This is a genomic window from Actinoplanes cyaneus (assembly GCF_016862095.1).
GTDB classification, from domain to species: domain Bacteria; phylum Actinomycetota; class Actinomycetes; order Mycobacteriales; family Micromonosporaceae; genus Actinoplanes; species Actinoplanes cyaneus.
The window spans coordinates 199,140-213,809 of the sequence record NZ_BOMH01000041.1; the positions used below are offsets into that span (position 1 = coordinate 199,140).

A 14,670-nucleotide genomic window follows, 5' to 3' on the forward strand; every position below is an offset into this window, starting at 1 on the left:
ATCGAATCAGGATTGTGGGCCGTTCGTCACCGCTGCAGGGTGAGCAGGCCGGGACGCCACGGCAGTTGGTCGTAGGGGCCGCCGGCGCTCGGGTTCTTGCCCTGGTAGAGCAACTGCAGGTGGCACGGGTCGACGGTCTTGGTCTGGTCGGGGTTGGTGCGGACCAGGTCACCGTGGCTGATGTCGTTGGTCCAGGTGGCGCCGCTGTTGGCCTTGCCCGCGAACGGGTTGCTCTCGGTGGCGGCCTGCGGGGTCCACGAGCCGTTGAGGCTGGTCGCGGTGAACGAACGGAAGTACCGGCCCTGGCTGCCGATCGCCTCGACGATCATCAGGTACTGGTTCTGACCCTGCACCTTGTACACCTCGACCGCTTCGAACAGATTGTTCGTCGTGTCGCTCATGATCGTGGTGTACGACGAGCCGAAGCTGCCCGGGAAGTTCCCGATCGGCATGCTCGCCCGGTAGATCTTGCCGTTGTCACCGGCGAAGAACAGGTACATGTTCGTACCGTCCGCGATCAGGGTCTGGTCGATCACGCCGGTGCCGGAGCCGGTGATCGAGCCGGTGAACAGGGTCTGCGGCGCGGACCAGCCGTTGGCGTTGGTCGGGTCGGTGGAGGTCTTGTAGCTGAACGCGGTCGGCCCCCACTGGTAGGCCAGGATCCAGATGTTCTTCGGCGCGAAGTAGAACAGCGTCGGCGCCACGGTGCCCTGGCTCATCCCGTTCTGGCTGGCCGAGCCCATCTCCGACCAGTCGTTGAACAGGCCGAAGTTCATCGAGCCGTAGCCCGAGCCGGAGACGTTCGACGCGTACACCAGATGCTTGCCGTTGTAGACGACGTTGGTGAAGTCCTTCAGCGACACCCAGCCCGACTTGGGCTGAGCCAGAGCACCGCTCGACGTCCAGCGGTAGCTGGACGGCAGCGTGCACGTGCCGCCCGGCGTCGAGGGCGAGGTGGACGGTGACGACGGTGACGGGCTGGACGGTGAGGGGCTGGACGGCGACGGGCCGACCCCTCCGGTGCAGGCGACCCCGTTCAGGCTGAAGCTCGCCGGCACGGGGTTGCTGCCGGTCCACGAGCCGTTGAAGCCGAACGACACCGTGCCGCCGGTCGCGACCGAGCCGTTGTAGCTCACGTTCTTGGCGGTGACCGCCGAGCCGCTCTGGGTGACCGTGGCGTTCCACGCCTGCGTCACCGTCTGGCCCGCGCCGTAGGCCCAGGTCAGGGTCCAGTTGGACAACGGGTCGCCAAGGTTGGTGACGGACACGTCGGCGTTGAACCCGCCCTGCCACTGCGAGGACACCGCGTAGTTCACCGAGCAGCCGGCCGCCGCGGCATCCGCGGGCATCGCCACCACCACCGCCGTCGAGGCGAGCAGCGCGGCACCGGCCGACACCAGGAGTCTCTTTCTCAACATCGTTTCTCCCTCGGACACATCAGGGAACGCGGGAAGGTCCCCGATGGGCCGGAAGGGGGCCGGCCCATCGGGGTGGATCAGTTACCGCTGCAACGTGAGGACACCGGGCCGGTACGGCAGCAGCCCGTAGTCGCCGCCGGAGCTCGGCGAGCGGCCCTGGTAGAGCAGCTGCAGGTGGCACGGGTCAATGGTCATCGTCTGGTCGGCGGTGGCCCGGATCAGCTCACCGTGGCTGATGTCGTTGGTCCAGGTGGCGCCGCTGTTGGCCTTGCCCGCGAACGGGTTGCTCTCGGTGGCGGCCTGCGGGGTCCACGAGCCGTTGAGGCTGGTCGCGGTGAACGAGCGGAAGTACCGGCCCTGGCTGCCGATCGCCTCGACGATCATCAGGTACTGGTTCTGACCCTGCACCTTGTAGACCTGCGGCGCCTCGAACAGGTTGTTCGTCGTGTCGCTCATGATCGTGGTGTAGGAGGAGCCGAAGTTGCCCGGGAAGTTCCCGATCGGCATGCTCGCCCGGTAAATCTTGCCGTTGTCACCGGCGAAGAACAGGTACATGTTCGTACCGTCGCCGATGATCGTCTGGTCGATCGGCCCGGTGCCGGACCCGGTGATGCTGCCGGTGAACAGCGGCTGCGCCGCGGACCAGCCGTTGGGGTTCGTCGGGTCGCTCGACGTCTTGTAGGAGAACGCCGTTCCGCCCCACTGGTAGGTCAGCACCCAGATGTTCTTCGGCGCGAAGTAGAACAGCGTCGGCGCCACGGTGCCCTGGTTCATCGCGTTCTGGCTGGCCGAGGCCATGTCGGACCAGTTGGTGAACGGGCTGAAGTTCATCGAGCCCCAGCTCGACCCGTTGTCGTGCGTGGTGGCGTAGACCAGGTGCTTGCCGTTGTAGGGCACGACCGTGAAGTCCTTGAGCGACGCCCAGCCCGACCGGGGCTGCGCCAGCGCGCCGGTCGACGACCAGCGGTAGGTCGACGGCAGCGTGCACGACCCGGACGGCGGCGGCGAGCTCGGGGTGCCCCCGCTGCCCACCTTCACCAGCTGCCACTGCTGGTTGGCGCCGTTCCAGTCGCTGTACTGCACGATGTTCGCGCCGTCGGCGGTCGACGCTCCCTGCACCTCGACGGCCTTGCCGCTGTTGCGGTTGATCAGCTGGATGTAGCCGTCGATGTCCTGGATGCTGAACTGCTGGTTGGTGGTGTTGTTGTCGGTCCACTGCACGATCGCGCCGCCGTCGGCCGTCGACAGGTTGTAGACGTCGAGGACCTTGCCGGAGTGCTTGGACTTGAGCCGGTAGAAGCCGCCGCCGGAGTCGACGAACTGCCACTGCTGCTGCGCCTGGTCGTTACGGGTCCACTGGGTGATCCGCGCGCCGTCGTTGGTGGCCAGGTTGTACAGGTCGAGGGCCTTGCCGCTGGTGCGGTTGACCAGGACGTACGAGGCGCTGGTGTCGATCGTCGCGGCGGACGCGGACGAGGCGGTGACGGCGACCCCACCGGCGGCGGCCAGGACGGCCATCGCGGCGAAGGCACTGCGCCACCATCGGCGGCGACCCACGGCCGGCACCGATGGCACCGTCCCGGATACGGGGGAACTACCCGTTGTCATGTCGTTCTCCTCGGGGGAAGGGATGGGGATGGCGCTGGTACCTCAGGGGGTCGTCAGGTCGAACCGGCTGACCGTGACCGCGCCACCCAGCGCCTGGGTGGCGTAGTTGAAGATGCCGAAGCGGTAGCCCATGAAGAACTGCCAGGCGTTGTTGAGGGTGAACGCCGGGCCGAGCGTGGTGAACGTGCTGCCGTTCGTGCTGTAGGAGAACGTCGCGGTCCGCCCGGAGCCGGGCCGGATGTCGGCGCTGACCCGCAGCCAGACCTTGCCGCCGCTCACGTTCGCGCCGGCGGCTTCCGTGCCGGTGCCGGTGGTGGCCCAGCTGGAGTTCATGGTCAGTCCGTTGGTCATCGACACCCGGGTGGTGCCGTTGTCCTTGCGGATGCCGATCCAGGCCGACGAGTCGCGCAGCATGGCCAGGCCGGTCCGGTCGCCGTTCGCCATCTGCGAGTAGTCCAGCTCGACGGTGGCGGTGGAGGTCGGCCCCTGGATCCGGTGGGTGAGCGTGTTGCGGGCGTTGTAGAGGTCGTTCGTCACCGTCGCGGTGGACAGCCGCAGCCCGTTGCCGACACTGAACCTGCTGGTGTCCGGGTTGTGGTTCCACTCCCAGCGCGGGCCGAGCGTGCTGCCGGTGAACGTGTCCGCGCCGATCATCGACTGGACGGTCTTCGAGGTGGTGATGTTCGGCTTCGGGTACGAGCTCCCCCACCGGCCGTTGACGGTGGTCAGCACCGGCCAGTCGCCGTTCCAGGTGATCGGGGCGAGCGTGGGCACCCGGCCGCCGGGGTAGGCGTCGGTGAACGCCATGTACCACCAGTCACCGTTCTGGGTCTGGACCAGGCCGCCCTGGTGCGGCACACCTCCCCCGGAGATCGGCCCGGGAAGGTCAAGAAGGACCTGCCTCTGCTCGTACGGACCCCAGGGGCTGGTCGAGCGCAGCACGTACTGGCCGTTGGCCGGGCGGGTCACCCAGATGTAGTAGTAGTTGCCCCGCTTGTACATCCGGGACCCCTCGAGGGTGCCGATGCTCGACGGCGTGGTGTAGACCGTCTGCGACCGCACCTGCGAGGTCAGATCCGGCGACAACTGCGCGACGCTGATCGTGCCGTTGCCGTACGCCACATAGGGGGTGTCGTTGTCGAACAGCAGCCCGGCGTCGTAGTAGCAGTTGTTGATCCGGGCCTTCTTCGACCACGTGCCGTCGACCGCCGACGCGGTGTAGACGTACGTGCGGTTGAACTCGGTGCAGCCCAGCCAGTAGTAGGTGCTGTTGCTGGGCCGGTAGTTGAACGCCGACGCCCAGATGCCCTTGACGTAGGCCCGCCCGCCGTTGAGGTCGTAGGCGTTCGAGTCGAAGTCCAGCCGCGGCACCGAGTGGCCCGCGTACTCCCAGTTGACCAGGTCGTACGAGCGAAGGATCGGCGCTCCCGGCGAGTAGTGCATGGTCGACGCCGAGTAGTAGTAGGCGTCCCCGACCCGGATGATGTCGCCGTCCGCGAAGTCCTGCCACACCACCGGGTTCGTGAAGGTCCCGGTGGACGGGGTGCCGCCGCCGAGCTTGACGAGCTGCCACTGCTGGTTGGCACCGTTCCAGTCGCTGTACTGCACGATGTTCGCGCCGTCGGCGGTCGACGCGCCCTGCACCTCGACGGCCTTGCCGCTGTTGCGGTTGATCAGCTGGATGTAGCCGTCGATGTCCTGGATGCTGAACTGCTGGTTGGCGGCGTTGTTGTCGGTCCACTGCACGATCGCGCCACCGTCGGCGGTCGAGTTGCCGGAGACGTCGAGGACCTTGCCGGAGTGCTTGGACCTGAGCCGGTAGAAGCCGCCGCCGGAGTCGACGAACTGCCACTGCTGCTGCGCCTGGTCGTTACGGGTCCACTGGGTGATCCGCGCGCCGTCGTTGGTGGCCAGGTTGTACAGGTCGAGCGCCTTGCCGCTGGTGCGGTTGACCAGCACGTACGAGGCGCTGGTGTCGATCGTCGCCGCAACGGCCGCGGAGGTGGCGGTGAGAACGAGCGCGGCGCTCAGGACGGCGGTCAGAGCTGCGGCGACCAGACGCCACGGCCGGCGGAGAATTGCAGGGTAGACCCTCATCGCCCACTCCTCGAATCGATGCATGAGGCCGTTATGGGAGCGCTCACATTCGTGATGCGATATTGCCAGACGGTTTCATGCGTTTCAATTCCTTAACCGTCCGACCAGCCCGGGAACCGCGCCATAACGGTTTCCGGGAAACTCCTTCACTCGGTGACGCGAAAGGAGATCGCGCCGTTTCTGTTATGGGCGCGGCGACGCCGTGGTCGGCTCAGCCGGCGAACGCCGGACGGACCAGAAAGGATCCGTCTGCACGGAATGCGGTGCTGCCGTCGAACTGGTCGACCCACAGCTCGTCGCCGCGGTGCCGCAGGAACCAACCGGGATAGTTCGACGATTCCAGGGTGATCGAGCCGGCGACCTGACCCGGCCCGGGGCAGAACGTGGCGTCGCCGCGGAACAGCTTCGACCCGTCGTCGGGATTGAGCCGCAACCGCCACGACGCGTGCCGCAGGTAACCGCCGTCGGTCGCGCGGAACGAGAAGCACTGCGGGTCGTTGAGCCCGGCCACCGCCCGGAAGCTGGCCTGCCGCCGGGCGGTCACCGTGTTCCCCGCTCCCACCTGGGTGAGCATGCCGTAGCTCCCGGCCGCCGTGACGAAGCGCCCGGTGGCGTTCGCCGCCTCCAGCGACACCGGCCCGGCGCGCAGGACACCGGGCTGCGCCGCGGAGGCCGGTGGGCTGGTGGTGGCAGGTGGGCTGGTGGTGGCCGCCGCACTCCCGGGGGTGCTCCGCGAGGCCGGGGCCGGCGTGGGCGTCGGCGCCGCGATCGAGCCCGGTCGCGGCGTCTGCGCGATCGTCGCCGGTCGTGGCGTCTCCGGGCCGGCCAGCCGCACCGCGCCGGCGGTGGCGCCGGCGATCAGTGTCGCCGCGGCGACCACGGCCACCACCGGATGAGCCGCGGCCAGCGGCGCCAGCTGTCCCAGCACCCCGGCCTTGCCGACGGCCGCGGCGGTGGACAACGCCGTCGCGGCGGCACCGCCGCCGCCCGCACTCTTGGCCAGCACCGTCGCGGTCAGCGCCACGGGCACCGGGAGCAGCGCCACGCTGGGCAGCAGCCGCTCGGTCGGTGCCAGGTCGCCGGCCGCCCGGGCACAGATCGGACAGTCCCGGACGTGCCGGGCCAGCCGCTTGCGCCACCGCGGGTCGGGGGTCCCGGTCCAGCCGGTCAGCTCGGCGTCCAGCCGCGGGCACCGGGGCCGGGCGTCCAGGGCCGCCTGGATCGCCCGGCTGAGCTCCAGCTGGGCGCGCATGCGCTGGATCCGGACGCCGGCGTGCACGGCCGTGATCCCGAGCGCCTCGGCGAGCTCGGCACGGGACAGCCGGCCGGCCACCTCCAGCCACCACAGCGACAGCAGCATCCGGTCGTCCGGGTCGAGCCAGCGGCCGGCCCGCTGCACCTGGCGGCGCTGGGCCGACAACTCCAGGCGCAGATCGGTGACGCCCTCGAAGCGGGCCCCGGCGTCCGGCATCTCCGGGGCGTCGTCGAGCGGCACGACCCGGGCGGCCTCCCGGTCCTGCCGGTGCTGATGCGTGCTGATCTGACGCAGCGCGATCGCCGCCAGCCAGGGACGGAAGCTGTCCGGCGAGCGCAGCGACCGCAGCTGCCGCAGCGCGCGCAGCATGATGTCCTGCGCGACGTCGTCGACGTCCGGGTCGCCGTCCAGCGCCTGCCGCACGATCGTGTAGACCATCGGCAGATGCACCGCGACCAGCTCGTCCAGCGCGTGACGGTCACCGGCCTGGGCTGCTCGCACCAGGCCGGGACCGCCAACCCGCGTCACTGCCATGCTTCTTGTCACCATCACCACGCGCAGGGCTGTTCCTGTGAACCGTGTCGATCCTGCCCTATCCCCGCGGCATCCGGCCGGGGTGGCACCGACAACCGTTCCGCTCGTTCTCCATCATCGCCTCGTCCACAGTTGGTTGGGAGCATTGGTGCAGGTCCAGAGCACGACCGCGGTGCCGTTGGCGGTGGCGTTGCCGGTGACGTCCAGGCACAGTCCCGATTGGGCGTTACGGATCGTGGAGCCCGACGTGAACGTCCATCGCTGGTTGGCCGCGCCGGTGCAGTCCCACAGCTGCGACTTGCTCCCGGCGACCGCACCGGTGGGCGAGTCCAGGCACTTGCCTCCCGACTGCAGGGTCTGGCCGTCGTAGGCCCAGCGCTGGTTCGTGCCGCCGCTGCAGTCCCAGATGATCGGCTGGACGCCGTTGGCGGTGCTGCCGTTCGGAACGTCCAGGCAGCGCCCGGACGCGGTGCCGACCAGCGCGGCGCCGGTGCCGGTGGCCGGGTCACCGATCGTTCCCGGGACCGACCGCAGCGCCGCGTACCAGGTGGCGGCCATCTTGTCGTAGCCACCGGCGGTGGGGTGGACGCCGTCGATCAGGTCGGCGGTGGTGAGCGCGGCGTGCATGTCGACGAGATGGAACCGGGAGCCCTTGCCGCTCACGATGCCGGGAAGGGTGGCGTTGAAGGTGCGGGCCGCGGCTTCCTGTCCGGAGTTGGCCAGCGGGATGAGGGTCGCCACGAAGACGTCGGCCGAGGGCGTGGCCGCCTTGATGTGATCGAGCAGGGTGGACAACCGGCCCGGGGCGCCGGCCACGTTGTAGTTCTGCAGGATGTCGTTCGTGCCGATGTGCAGCAGGATCGTGCGCGGGGTGGTGGTGCGCAGCCAGCCGCTGATGTTGGCGTCGATCTGGTCGATCCGCCAGCCGGGATGGCCCTCGTGGTCGTGGTCGCCGAGGGCGGCCGGCCCGTTGAACTGCGATCCGACCAGGTCCACCCGGTAACCCGCGGTCGCCATGCGTTGCCACAGGCCGATCCGGTATCCGCCGGGCACCTGCGTGCCCTCGGTGATGGAGTCGCCGAGCGGCATGACCCGGGTCCCGCCGTTGGATTCGGCACTGGCCGCGCCGGGCTCGGCCACGACACCGACGGCGGCCAGGGCGGTGGCGAGGACGGCTGCGAGCAACCACCGTCTTCTTCTGGGCATGGCGATACGCCTCCCTGACGAGCTGGTGGAACGGGGGATGGTCTGTTATCGCTCACACCGGGCTGGCGCCTGCTATGAGCGAGGAGCGGCTGGAAACGCACCGGGGATGGGAGCGCTAACAGCTTGCTGTGGAACATTGCCAGGATGTTTCGAGACATTCAAGAGGTCTTTTGTGGCTCGTCGGCCCGGCAGGGACCTCCGACTTCGCGGCGGACGCCCACATAACACTTCTGGCGAGACGAGTTTTCTGATGCCGCCGAATCGGCACACGGAAACCGTTATGGCGGCCCGCGCTCAATAGTCGCGTCTTGCCTTTCCGCGAAATGCGCTGGCAACATTGGCCAGCATCATTGGGAACGCTCCCATATGCCTTGCCCCCGAAAGGTCCCCCGCCATGCCACTGCTCAAGAGAAACCGCTTCCTGCTGCTGGCCTCGGCCGCCGCGGGTGTGGTCGTCGCGGCCAGTGTCGCCGTGATCGGCACCGCCGAGGCCGCCAGCACGCTGGGCGCGTCGGCCGCCCAGTCCGGGCGCTACTTCGGCGCGGCGATCGCCGCCGGCCGGCTCGGCGACGCCACCTACACCGGCATCCTGAATCGCGAGTTCAACTCGGTCACGCCCGAGAACGAGATGAAGTGGGACGCCACCGAACCGTCGCAGGGCCGGTTCACCTACACCAACGGCGACCGCATTCTGAACCAGGGCATCTCCATGGGCGCCAAGGTCCGCGGCCACGCCCTCCTCTGGTACCAGCAGGAGCCGGGCTGGGCGCAGTCGATGTCCGGCACCGCGCTGCGCAACGCCATGATGAACCACGTCACCCAGGTCGCCACCCACTACAAGGGCAAGATCTACGCCTGGGACGTGGTGAACGAGGCGTTCGCCGACGGCGGCAGCGGCGCCCGGCGGGACTCCAACCTGCAGCGCACCGGCAACGACTGGATCGAGGCCGCGTTCCGGGCCGCCCGGGCCGCCGACCCCGCCGCGAAGCTCTGCTACAACGACTACAACACCGACGGGGTCAACGCGAAGTCGACCGGCATCTACAACATGGTCCGCGACTTCAAGTCCCGCGGTGTGCCGATCGACTGCGTCGGCTTCCAGTCCCACCTGGGCACCGGCATCCCCGGCGACTACCAGGCCAACCTGCAGCGCTTCGCGGACCTGGGCGTCGACGTGCAGATCACCGAGCTCGACGTCGCGCAGGGCGGCAACCAGGCGAACATCTACGCGAGCGTGACCCGCGCCTGCCTGGCCGTGTCCCGGTGCACCGGCATCACGGTGTGGGGCATCCGCGACAGCGACTCGTGGCGCACCGGTGAGAACCCGCTGCTGTTCGACAACTCCGGCAACAAGAAGGCGGCGTACACCTCGGTGCTCAACGCCCTCAACGCCGGTGGCACCACCTCGCCCTCGCCGTCGTCGCCGTCCCCGTCGGCACCGTCCCCGAGTGCGAGCACCTCTCCGCAGCCCGGTGGCGCGTGCAGCGCGTCGGTGTCGCTCAACTCCTGGAACGGCGGGTTCGTCGCCACCATCAAGGTCACCGCGGGATCCGCGCCCGTCAACGGCTGGACCGTCAGCCTGTCACTGCCCTCGGGCAGCGCCGTGACCAGCACCTGGAGCGCCACCAACAGCGGCACCACCGGCAACGTCACCTTCCGCAACGTGAGCTACAACGGACAGCTCGCCGCCGGTGGCGTCACCGAGTTCGGCTTCCAGGGCACCGGCACCGGTCCCACCGCCACCCCGGCCTGCTCGGCCGCCTGATCCCCTCCCGTCGATCCGCTCCCGGCGCCGCCTGCCACGGCCGGCGCCGGGGAAAGGAACGTGCGATGTCCCGACGAAGTCTCGCGCCACTGACCGCGATCGCCGCCGCGCTGGCGCTGGCCACCGCGATGCTCACCGGTGTCCTCGGTGGCGTCGCCGCCGCGGCGCCGACCGCCGCGGCGGCCACCACCGCCGGGTGCGGCAAGGCCCCCACGCTGGCCAGCGGCACCCGCACCATCCGCAGCGCCAACCTGAACCGCAGCTACATCCTGCGCGTGCCGGACGGCTACGACCGGAACCGCCCGTACCGGCTGATCTTCGCTTTCCATTGGTTGAACGGCACCGCCGGCAACGTGTCGAGCGCGGGCTACTACGGGCTGCAGGGCCTCTCGGAGAACAGCGCGATCCTGGTCGCGCCGCAGGGCATCGACAACGGCTGGGCCAACACCGGCGGCCGCGACCTGACCCTCGTGGACGACCTGACCGCGCTGATCGAGGGTGACCTGTGCGTCGACACCTCGCAGCTGTTCGCGACCGGCTGGAGTTACGGCGGCGCTATGAGCTACGCCGTCGCGTGCGCCCGGCCCACCGTCTTCCGCGCGGTGGCGGTCATGTCCGGGGCCAACCTCAGCGGCTGCTCCGGAGGCACCCAGCCGGTCGCCTACCTGGGCATCCACGGCACCCACGACAGTGTTCTGGACATCTCGCTCGGGCGCGGGATCCGCGACACGTTCGTGCGCAACAACGGCTGCACCCCGCAGAATCCGCCCGAACCGGCCCGCGGCAGCCTGACGCACATCGTCACGTCCTACAGCGGGTGCCGCGCCGGCTATCCGGTGCGGTGGGCCGCGTTCGACGGTGACCACACGCCGGAACCCGTGGACGGCTCGACCGGCACGAGCGGCGCCCGCACCTGGGTCGGTGGCGAGATCTGGAGGTTCTTCTCGCAGCTGCCCAGCACGACGACCACCTCGCCGTCGGTCAGCCCGTCGGCCAGTTCCTCCGTCAGCCCGTCCGTCAGCCCGTCGGTCAGCCCGTCCACCAGCCCCAGCGGCCAGCCCGGCGCCTGCACCGCCGCGTACCGGGTGGTCAACAGCTGGCAGGACGGCTTCCAGGCCGAGGTCACCGTGACCAACACCGGAACGGCGGCCACGACCGGATGGCGGGTCAGCTGGGCAGTGCCGGCCGGCCAGTCCGTGAGCCAGGTCTGGAACGGCTCGCTGAGCAGCAGCGGCGGCACCGCCACGGTCACCAACGCCAACTACAACGGCTCGCTGGCGCCCGGCGCGGGCACCACCTTCGGCCTGCTCGCCAACGGCAACTCGGCGGCGACACCCACGCTCACCTGCGCTCTCGGCTGAGCCCACGCACCCGGGCGGTGTTTCGTGGTGCGCCGAGTGCGGCCGCACCACGAAACACGGCCCATGAAAGGACGACATGAAACGCTATCTCCGCGCGGCGCTGGTCGCCGCCCTGGTGCCGCTGATCGGGGTCGCGGTGCTACTGTTCGCCCGCCCCGCCGCGGCCGCCTCGCTGACCCAGGTGACCGGCTTCGGCGCCAACCCGACGAACCTCAAGATGTACGCCTACGTGCCCGACCGGGTGGCGGCGAGGCCCGCGCTGCTCCTGCTCGTGCACTACTGCGGTGGCTCGGCCGGGGCGATCGCCGGCGGCAACGGCAAGGACTACCTCAACGCCGCCGACCGGTACGGCTACGTCGTCGTGCTGCCCGAGGCGACCCGTACCGAGAAGTGCTTCGACGTATCCAGCCCGCAGGGGCTGCGCCGGAACGGCGGCAGCGACTCCACCGGGATCATGTCGATGGTCAGCTGGGCCCGCACGCGGTACAACGTGGACCCGGCCCGGATCGTGGTGAGCGGGTTCTCCTCCGGAGCCATGATGACCAACGTGCTCGCCGCTCAGTACCCGGACGTGTTCTCCGCGGCGTCGGCCTTCTCGGGGGTGCCGGCCGGCTGCTTCGCCACCACCAACGGCTCGCTCTGGAACAGCACCTGCTCCGGCGGCAACCTGATCAAGTCGGCTCAGCAGTGGGGCGACCAGGCCCGGGCGATGTATCCCGGATACACCGGTGGGTACCCGCGGATGCAGCTGTGGCACGGCACCACCGACACCACCCTCGCCTACCCGAACTTCGGCGAGGAGATCAAGCAGTGGACCAACCTGCACGGTCTCGGCCAGAGCCCGGCATTCACCGATCACCCGCAGTCGTCCTGGACCCGGACCCGGTACGGCTCGACGGGCACCCGGGCGACGATCGAGGGCATCAGCATCGCCGGGGTCGGGCACGCGCTGCCGATGGCGGGACAACTCGCGTACGCCATCTCCTTCCTCGGCCTGGACGGCACCAGCACGCCGTCGTCGCCGGCCTCACCGTCCACGCCGGTCTCACCCTCCACGCCGGTCTCACCCTCCACGCCGGTCTCACCGTCGGCACCCGTCTCGCCGTCCACGTCCCCGAGCGGCCCGGCGGGCACCGCCACGTGCACGGTGACCAGCTCGGTCAACGCCTGGAGCAACGGCCTGACCGTCAACCTCACCGTCACCAACACCGGCTCCAGCGCGATCAACGGCTGGTCGCTGGGGTTCACCCTGCCCGCCGGGCAGACGATCACTGGCGGCTGGAACGCCACGTTCACGCCGGCGACGGGCGCGGTGACCGCCAGGAACGAGTCCTACAACGCCACTATCGCGCCGGGTGCCGCGGTCACCGCCGGCTTCCAGGCCGGTCACTCCGGCAATGCCGGCGCGCCCAGCGGGTTCACCCTTAACGGCAGCGCCTGCGCATCGTCGTAACTTTCGGAAAAGGTTTCACCGCGACTTTCGGAGCTTCTTGAGCCGACGGTGAGACCCGAGCCAGGCCACGGATCAGAGCGGCTCCGAGCTGCCCTGATCCGTGGCTTCTGTCGTATCTGGACAGTGCCGGTATTTCCGTTTTGATTCCGGAAGTTGTTGACAGCCCCGGCATCGGCGGGTGACGATCGCGCCATGGTGGGCCGGGATGGCCGCCATCCTCGCCACCAGACGCCGCCGACTTCTCGCGCGTCATCTCTCAGCGGAGGTTCCGCACATGACGATCGTCAAGGCCACTTCCTCGACCGCCGGGGTCGCCGGGAGCGCCGACGGCGTGATCCACAATCCGGTGCTGCCGGGTTTCCATCCGGATCCGTCGATCCTGCGGGTCGGCGCCGACTACTACATCGCGACGTCCACCTTCGAGTGGTACCCAGGGGTGCGGCTGCACCACTCGACCGACCTGGTCCAGTGGGAGCCGCTCGGCGGGGCGCTGTCCGAGCGGCGGCTGCTCGACCTCACCGGCAGTGCCGACTCGTGCGGCGTCTGGGCGCCCAACCTGACCTACCACGACGGGCTGTTCCACCTGCTCTACGCCGACGTCGCCACGTTCGCCGGCGGTTACTGGGACCCGCAGAACTACCTGGTGACCGCTCCGGCCATCGACGGCCCCTGGTCGGATCCGGTGGTCCTGCACGGCCGCGGCTTCGACGCCTCGCTGTTCCACGACGAGGACGGCACGACGTGGATGCTGTCGATGCGCGCCGACTGGCGCCCCGGGCGCGACCGCTTCGCCGGCATCTCCATCCAGCGGTACGACCGTGACGAGCGGCGCCTGGTCGGCCCGGAGCGGGTCATCTTCGAGGGCACCGACGCCGGTCTCACCGAGGCGCCGAACATCTACCGCAAGGACGGCTGGTACTACCTGGTCACCGCGGAGGGCGGCACGAGCTGGACCCATCAGGTCACCGTCGCCCGGTCCCGGGACCTGTTCGGCGGGTACGAGGTGGACCCGGCCGGCCCGATGCTGACCTCGGCCGGGCACCCCGAGCTGGCCCTGCAGAAGGCGGGTCACGGCAGTCTCGTGCAGACCCCGGCCGGCGAGTGGTACCTGGCGCATCTGGCCGCCCGGCCGTACGCGCCCGGCGACCGTTGTGTCCTGGGCCGGGAGAGCGCCCTGCAGAAGGTGGAGTGGCCGGCCGACGGCTGGCCCCGCATCCTCGACGGCGTGCCGGCCGAGCAGGTGCCGGCTCCGGCCGGGGTGACGCTGACGCCGCCGCGGCTCTCCAGCGAGCAGTCCGAGGACGATCATTTCGACGCGCCGGTGCTCGGGCCCAACTGGTCGACCCTGCGCCGCCCCGCGACCCCGGACTGGATCGACCTGGCCGCCCGTCCCTCGCACCTGCGGATCCACGGCGGGCAGTCACCGATGAGCCGGCGCCGGCCGAGCCTGGTGGCCCGCCGGGTGACGGCGCAACGCTGCACCTTCGAGGCGACGCTCGACTTCCGTCCCGGCAGCTACCGTCAGCTGGCCGGGATCACCGCCTACTACAACACGCGCAACTGGTACTACCTGCACGTGACCGCCGACGACGACGGCGCGGCGGTGCTCGACGTGCTGTGCTGCGACAGCGGGCGGGTCAGCGTGGCGCCGGGCCTGCGGATCCCGCTCGGCGACGTCCGCCGGGTGGGGCTGCGTGCCCGCCTGGACGGCCCGGACCTGACCTTCGCCTGGACCGCCGGCCCGGACACCGGGGCGCCCTGGCAGGAGCTCGATCAGCGGTTCGACGCCACCACCCTGTCCGACGAGTACGCCGCGACGGTGGCCGACGGCGAGCCCCCGGTGTGGGGCTTCACCGGCGCCTTCGTCGGGCTCTGGGTGCAGGACCTGGGCGCCGAGGGCGGTTACGCCGACTTCGACCGGGCGGTTTACCACACGCGCTGACCCCGGTCACAGCGCGCCGGTCACAGCGCGC

The 14,670-nt window shown here is 69.8% G+C and carries 9 protein-coding genes; 4 read left to right on the forward strand and 5 right to left on the reverse strand.

All coding sequences use genetic code 11. From position 1 onward, the window contains the following. Positions 1–26: 26 nt before the first annotated feature. The 5 genes from Acy02nite_RS28145 to Acy02nite_RS28165 all read right to left on the reverse strand — a co-directional run bounded on the left by Acy02nite_RS28145 (position 27) and on the right by Acy02nite_RS28165 (position 8,118). Positions 27–1,418, reverse strand: coding sequence for a non-reducing end alpha-L-arabinofuranosidase family hydrolase (locus Acy02nite_RS28145; RefSeq protein WP_239175279.1), 1,392 nt, complete (start codon positions 1,416–1,418; stop codon positions 27–29). 81 nt (positions 1,419–1,499) lie between these two features. After that, positions 1,500–3,026, reverse strand: coding sequence for a non-reducing end alpha-L-arabinofuranosidase family hydrolase (locus Acy02nite_RS28150; RefSeq protein ID WP_425548135.1), 1,527 nt, complete (start codon positions 3,024–3,026; stop codon positions 1,500–1,502). Positions 3,027–3,068: 42 nt separating this feature from the next. After that, positions 3,069–5,123 carry a family 43 glycosylhydrolase gene (locus Acy02nite_RS28155; protein WP_203745954.1) on the reverse strand — a complete coding sequence of 685 codons (2,055 nt, stop codon included), beginning with the start codon at positions 5,121–5,123 and terminating at the stop codon, positions 3,069–3,071. A gap of 211 nt (positions 5,124–5,334) precedes the next feature. Then, positions 5,335–6,912 (reverse strand): sigma-70 family RNA polymerase sigma factor, encoded by a 1,578-nt coding sequence (locus Acy02nite_RS28160; RefSeq protein WP_203745956.1) that lies wholly within the window; start codon positions 6,910–6,912, stop codon positions 5,335–5,337. Positions 6,913–7,026: 114 nt separating this feature from the next. After that, positions 7,027–8,118 carry an RICIN domain-containing protein gene (locus Acy02nite_RS28165; RefSeq protein WP_203745958.1) on the reverse strand — a complete coding sequence of 364 codons (1,092 nt, stop codon included), beginning with the start codon at positions 8,116–8,118 and terminating at the stop codon, positions 7,027–7,029. Between the two features lie 394 nt (positions 8,119–8,512). Here Acy02nite_RS28165 and Acy02nite_RS28170 point away from each other — a divergent pair, with 394 nt between their 5' ends. The 4 genes from Acy02nite_RS28170 (at position 8,513) to Acy02nite_RS28185 (ending at position 14,639) form a co-directional block, all read left to right on the forward strand. Further along, positions 8,513–9,883: a glycoside hydrolase family 10 protein gene (locus tag Acy02nite_RS28170; RefSeq protein WP_203745960.1), complete on the forward strand. Its 1,371-nt coding sequence runs from the start codon at positions 8,513–8,515 to the stop codon at positions 9,881–9,883. A 65-nt stretch (positions 9,884–9,948) separates the two neighbouring features. Continuing rightward, positions 9,949–11,244 (forward strand): CE1 family esterase, encoded by a 1,296-nt coding sequence (locus Acy02nite_RS28175; RefSeq protein WP_203745962.1) that lies wholly within the window; start codon positions 9,949–9,951, stop codon positions 11,242–11,244. Between the two features lie 76 nt (positions 11,245–11,320). Then, complete coding sequence (locus tag Acy02nite_RS28180) at positions 11,321–12,697, forward strand: extracellular catalytic domain type 1 short-chain-length polyhydroxyalkanoate depolymerase (protein ID WP_203745964.1); 1,377 nt, start codon at positions 11,321–11,323, stop codon at positions 12,695–12,697. 274 nt (positions 12,698–12,971) lie between these two features. Then, positions 12,972–14,639: a glycoside hydrolase family 43 protein gene (locus tag Acy02nite_RS28185; RefSeq protein WP_203745966.1), complete on the forward strand. Its 1,668-nt coding sequence runs from the start codon at positions 12,972–12,974 to the stop codon at positions 14,637–14,639. The last annotated feature ends 31 nt before the right edge of the window (positions 14,640–14,670 follow it).

Bases quoted from the DNA above. Each gene is read 5' to 3' on its own strand.
- Acy02nite_RS28145 (WP_239175279.1), bottom strand. From the start codon at position 1,418: ATGTTGAGAAAGAGACTCCTGGTGTCGGCCGGTGCCGCGCTGCTCGCC.
- Acy02nite_RS28150 (WP_425548135.1), bottom strand. From the start codon at position 3,026: ATGACAACGGGTAGTTCCCCCGTATCCGGGACGGTGCCATCGGTGCCG.
- Acy02nite_RS28155 (WP_203745954.1), bottom strand. From the start codon at position 5,123: ATGAGGGTCTACCCTGCAATTCTCCGCCGGCCGTGGCGTCTGGTCGCC.
- Acy02nite_RS28160 (WP_203745956.1), bottom strand. From the start codon at position 6,912: ATGGCAGTGACGCGGGTTGGCGGTCCCGGCCTGGTGCGAGCAGCCCAG.
- Acy02nite_RS28165 (WP_203745958.1), bottom strand. From the start codon at position 8,118: ATGCCCAGAAGAAGACGGTGGTTGCTCGCAGCCGTCCTCGCCACCGCC.
- Acy02nite_RS28170 (WP_203745960.1), top strand. From the start codon at position 8,513: ATGCCACTGCTCAAGAGAAACCGCTTCCTGCTGCTGGCCTCGGCCGCC.
- Acy02nite_RS28175 (WP_203745962.1), top strand. From the start codon at position 9,949: ATGTCCCGACGAAGTCTCGCGCCACTGACCGCGATCGCCGCCGCGCTG.
- Acy02nite_RS28180 (WP_203745964.1), top strand. From the start codon at position 11,321: ATGAAACGCTATCTCCGCGCGGCGCTGGTCGCCGCCCTGGTGCCGCTG.
- Acy02nite_RS28185 (WP_203745966.1), top strand. From the start codon at position 12,972: ATGACGATCGTCAAGGCCACTTCCTCGACCGCCGGGGTCGCCGGGAGC.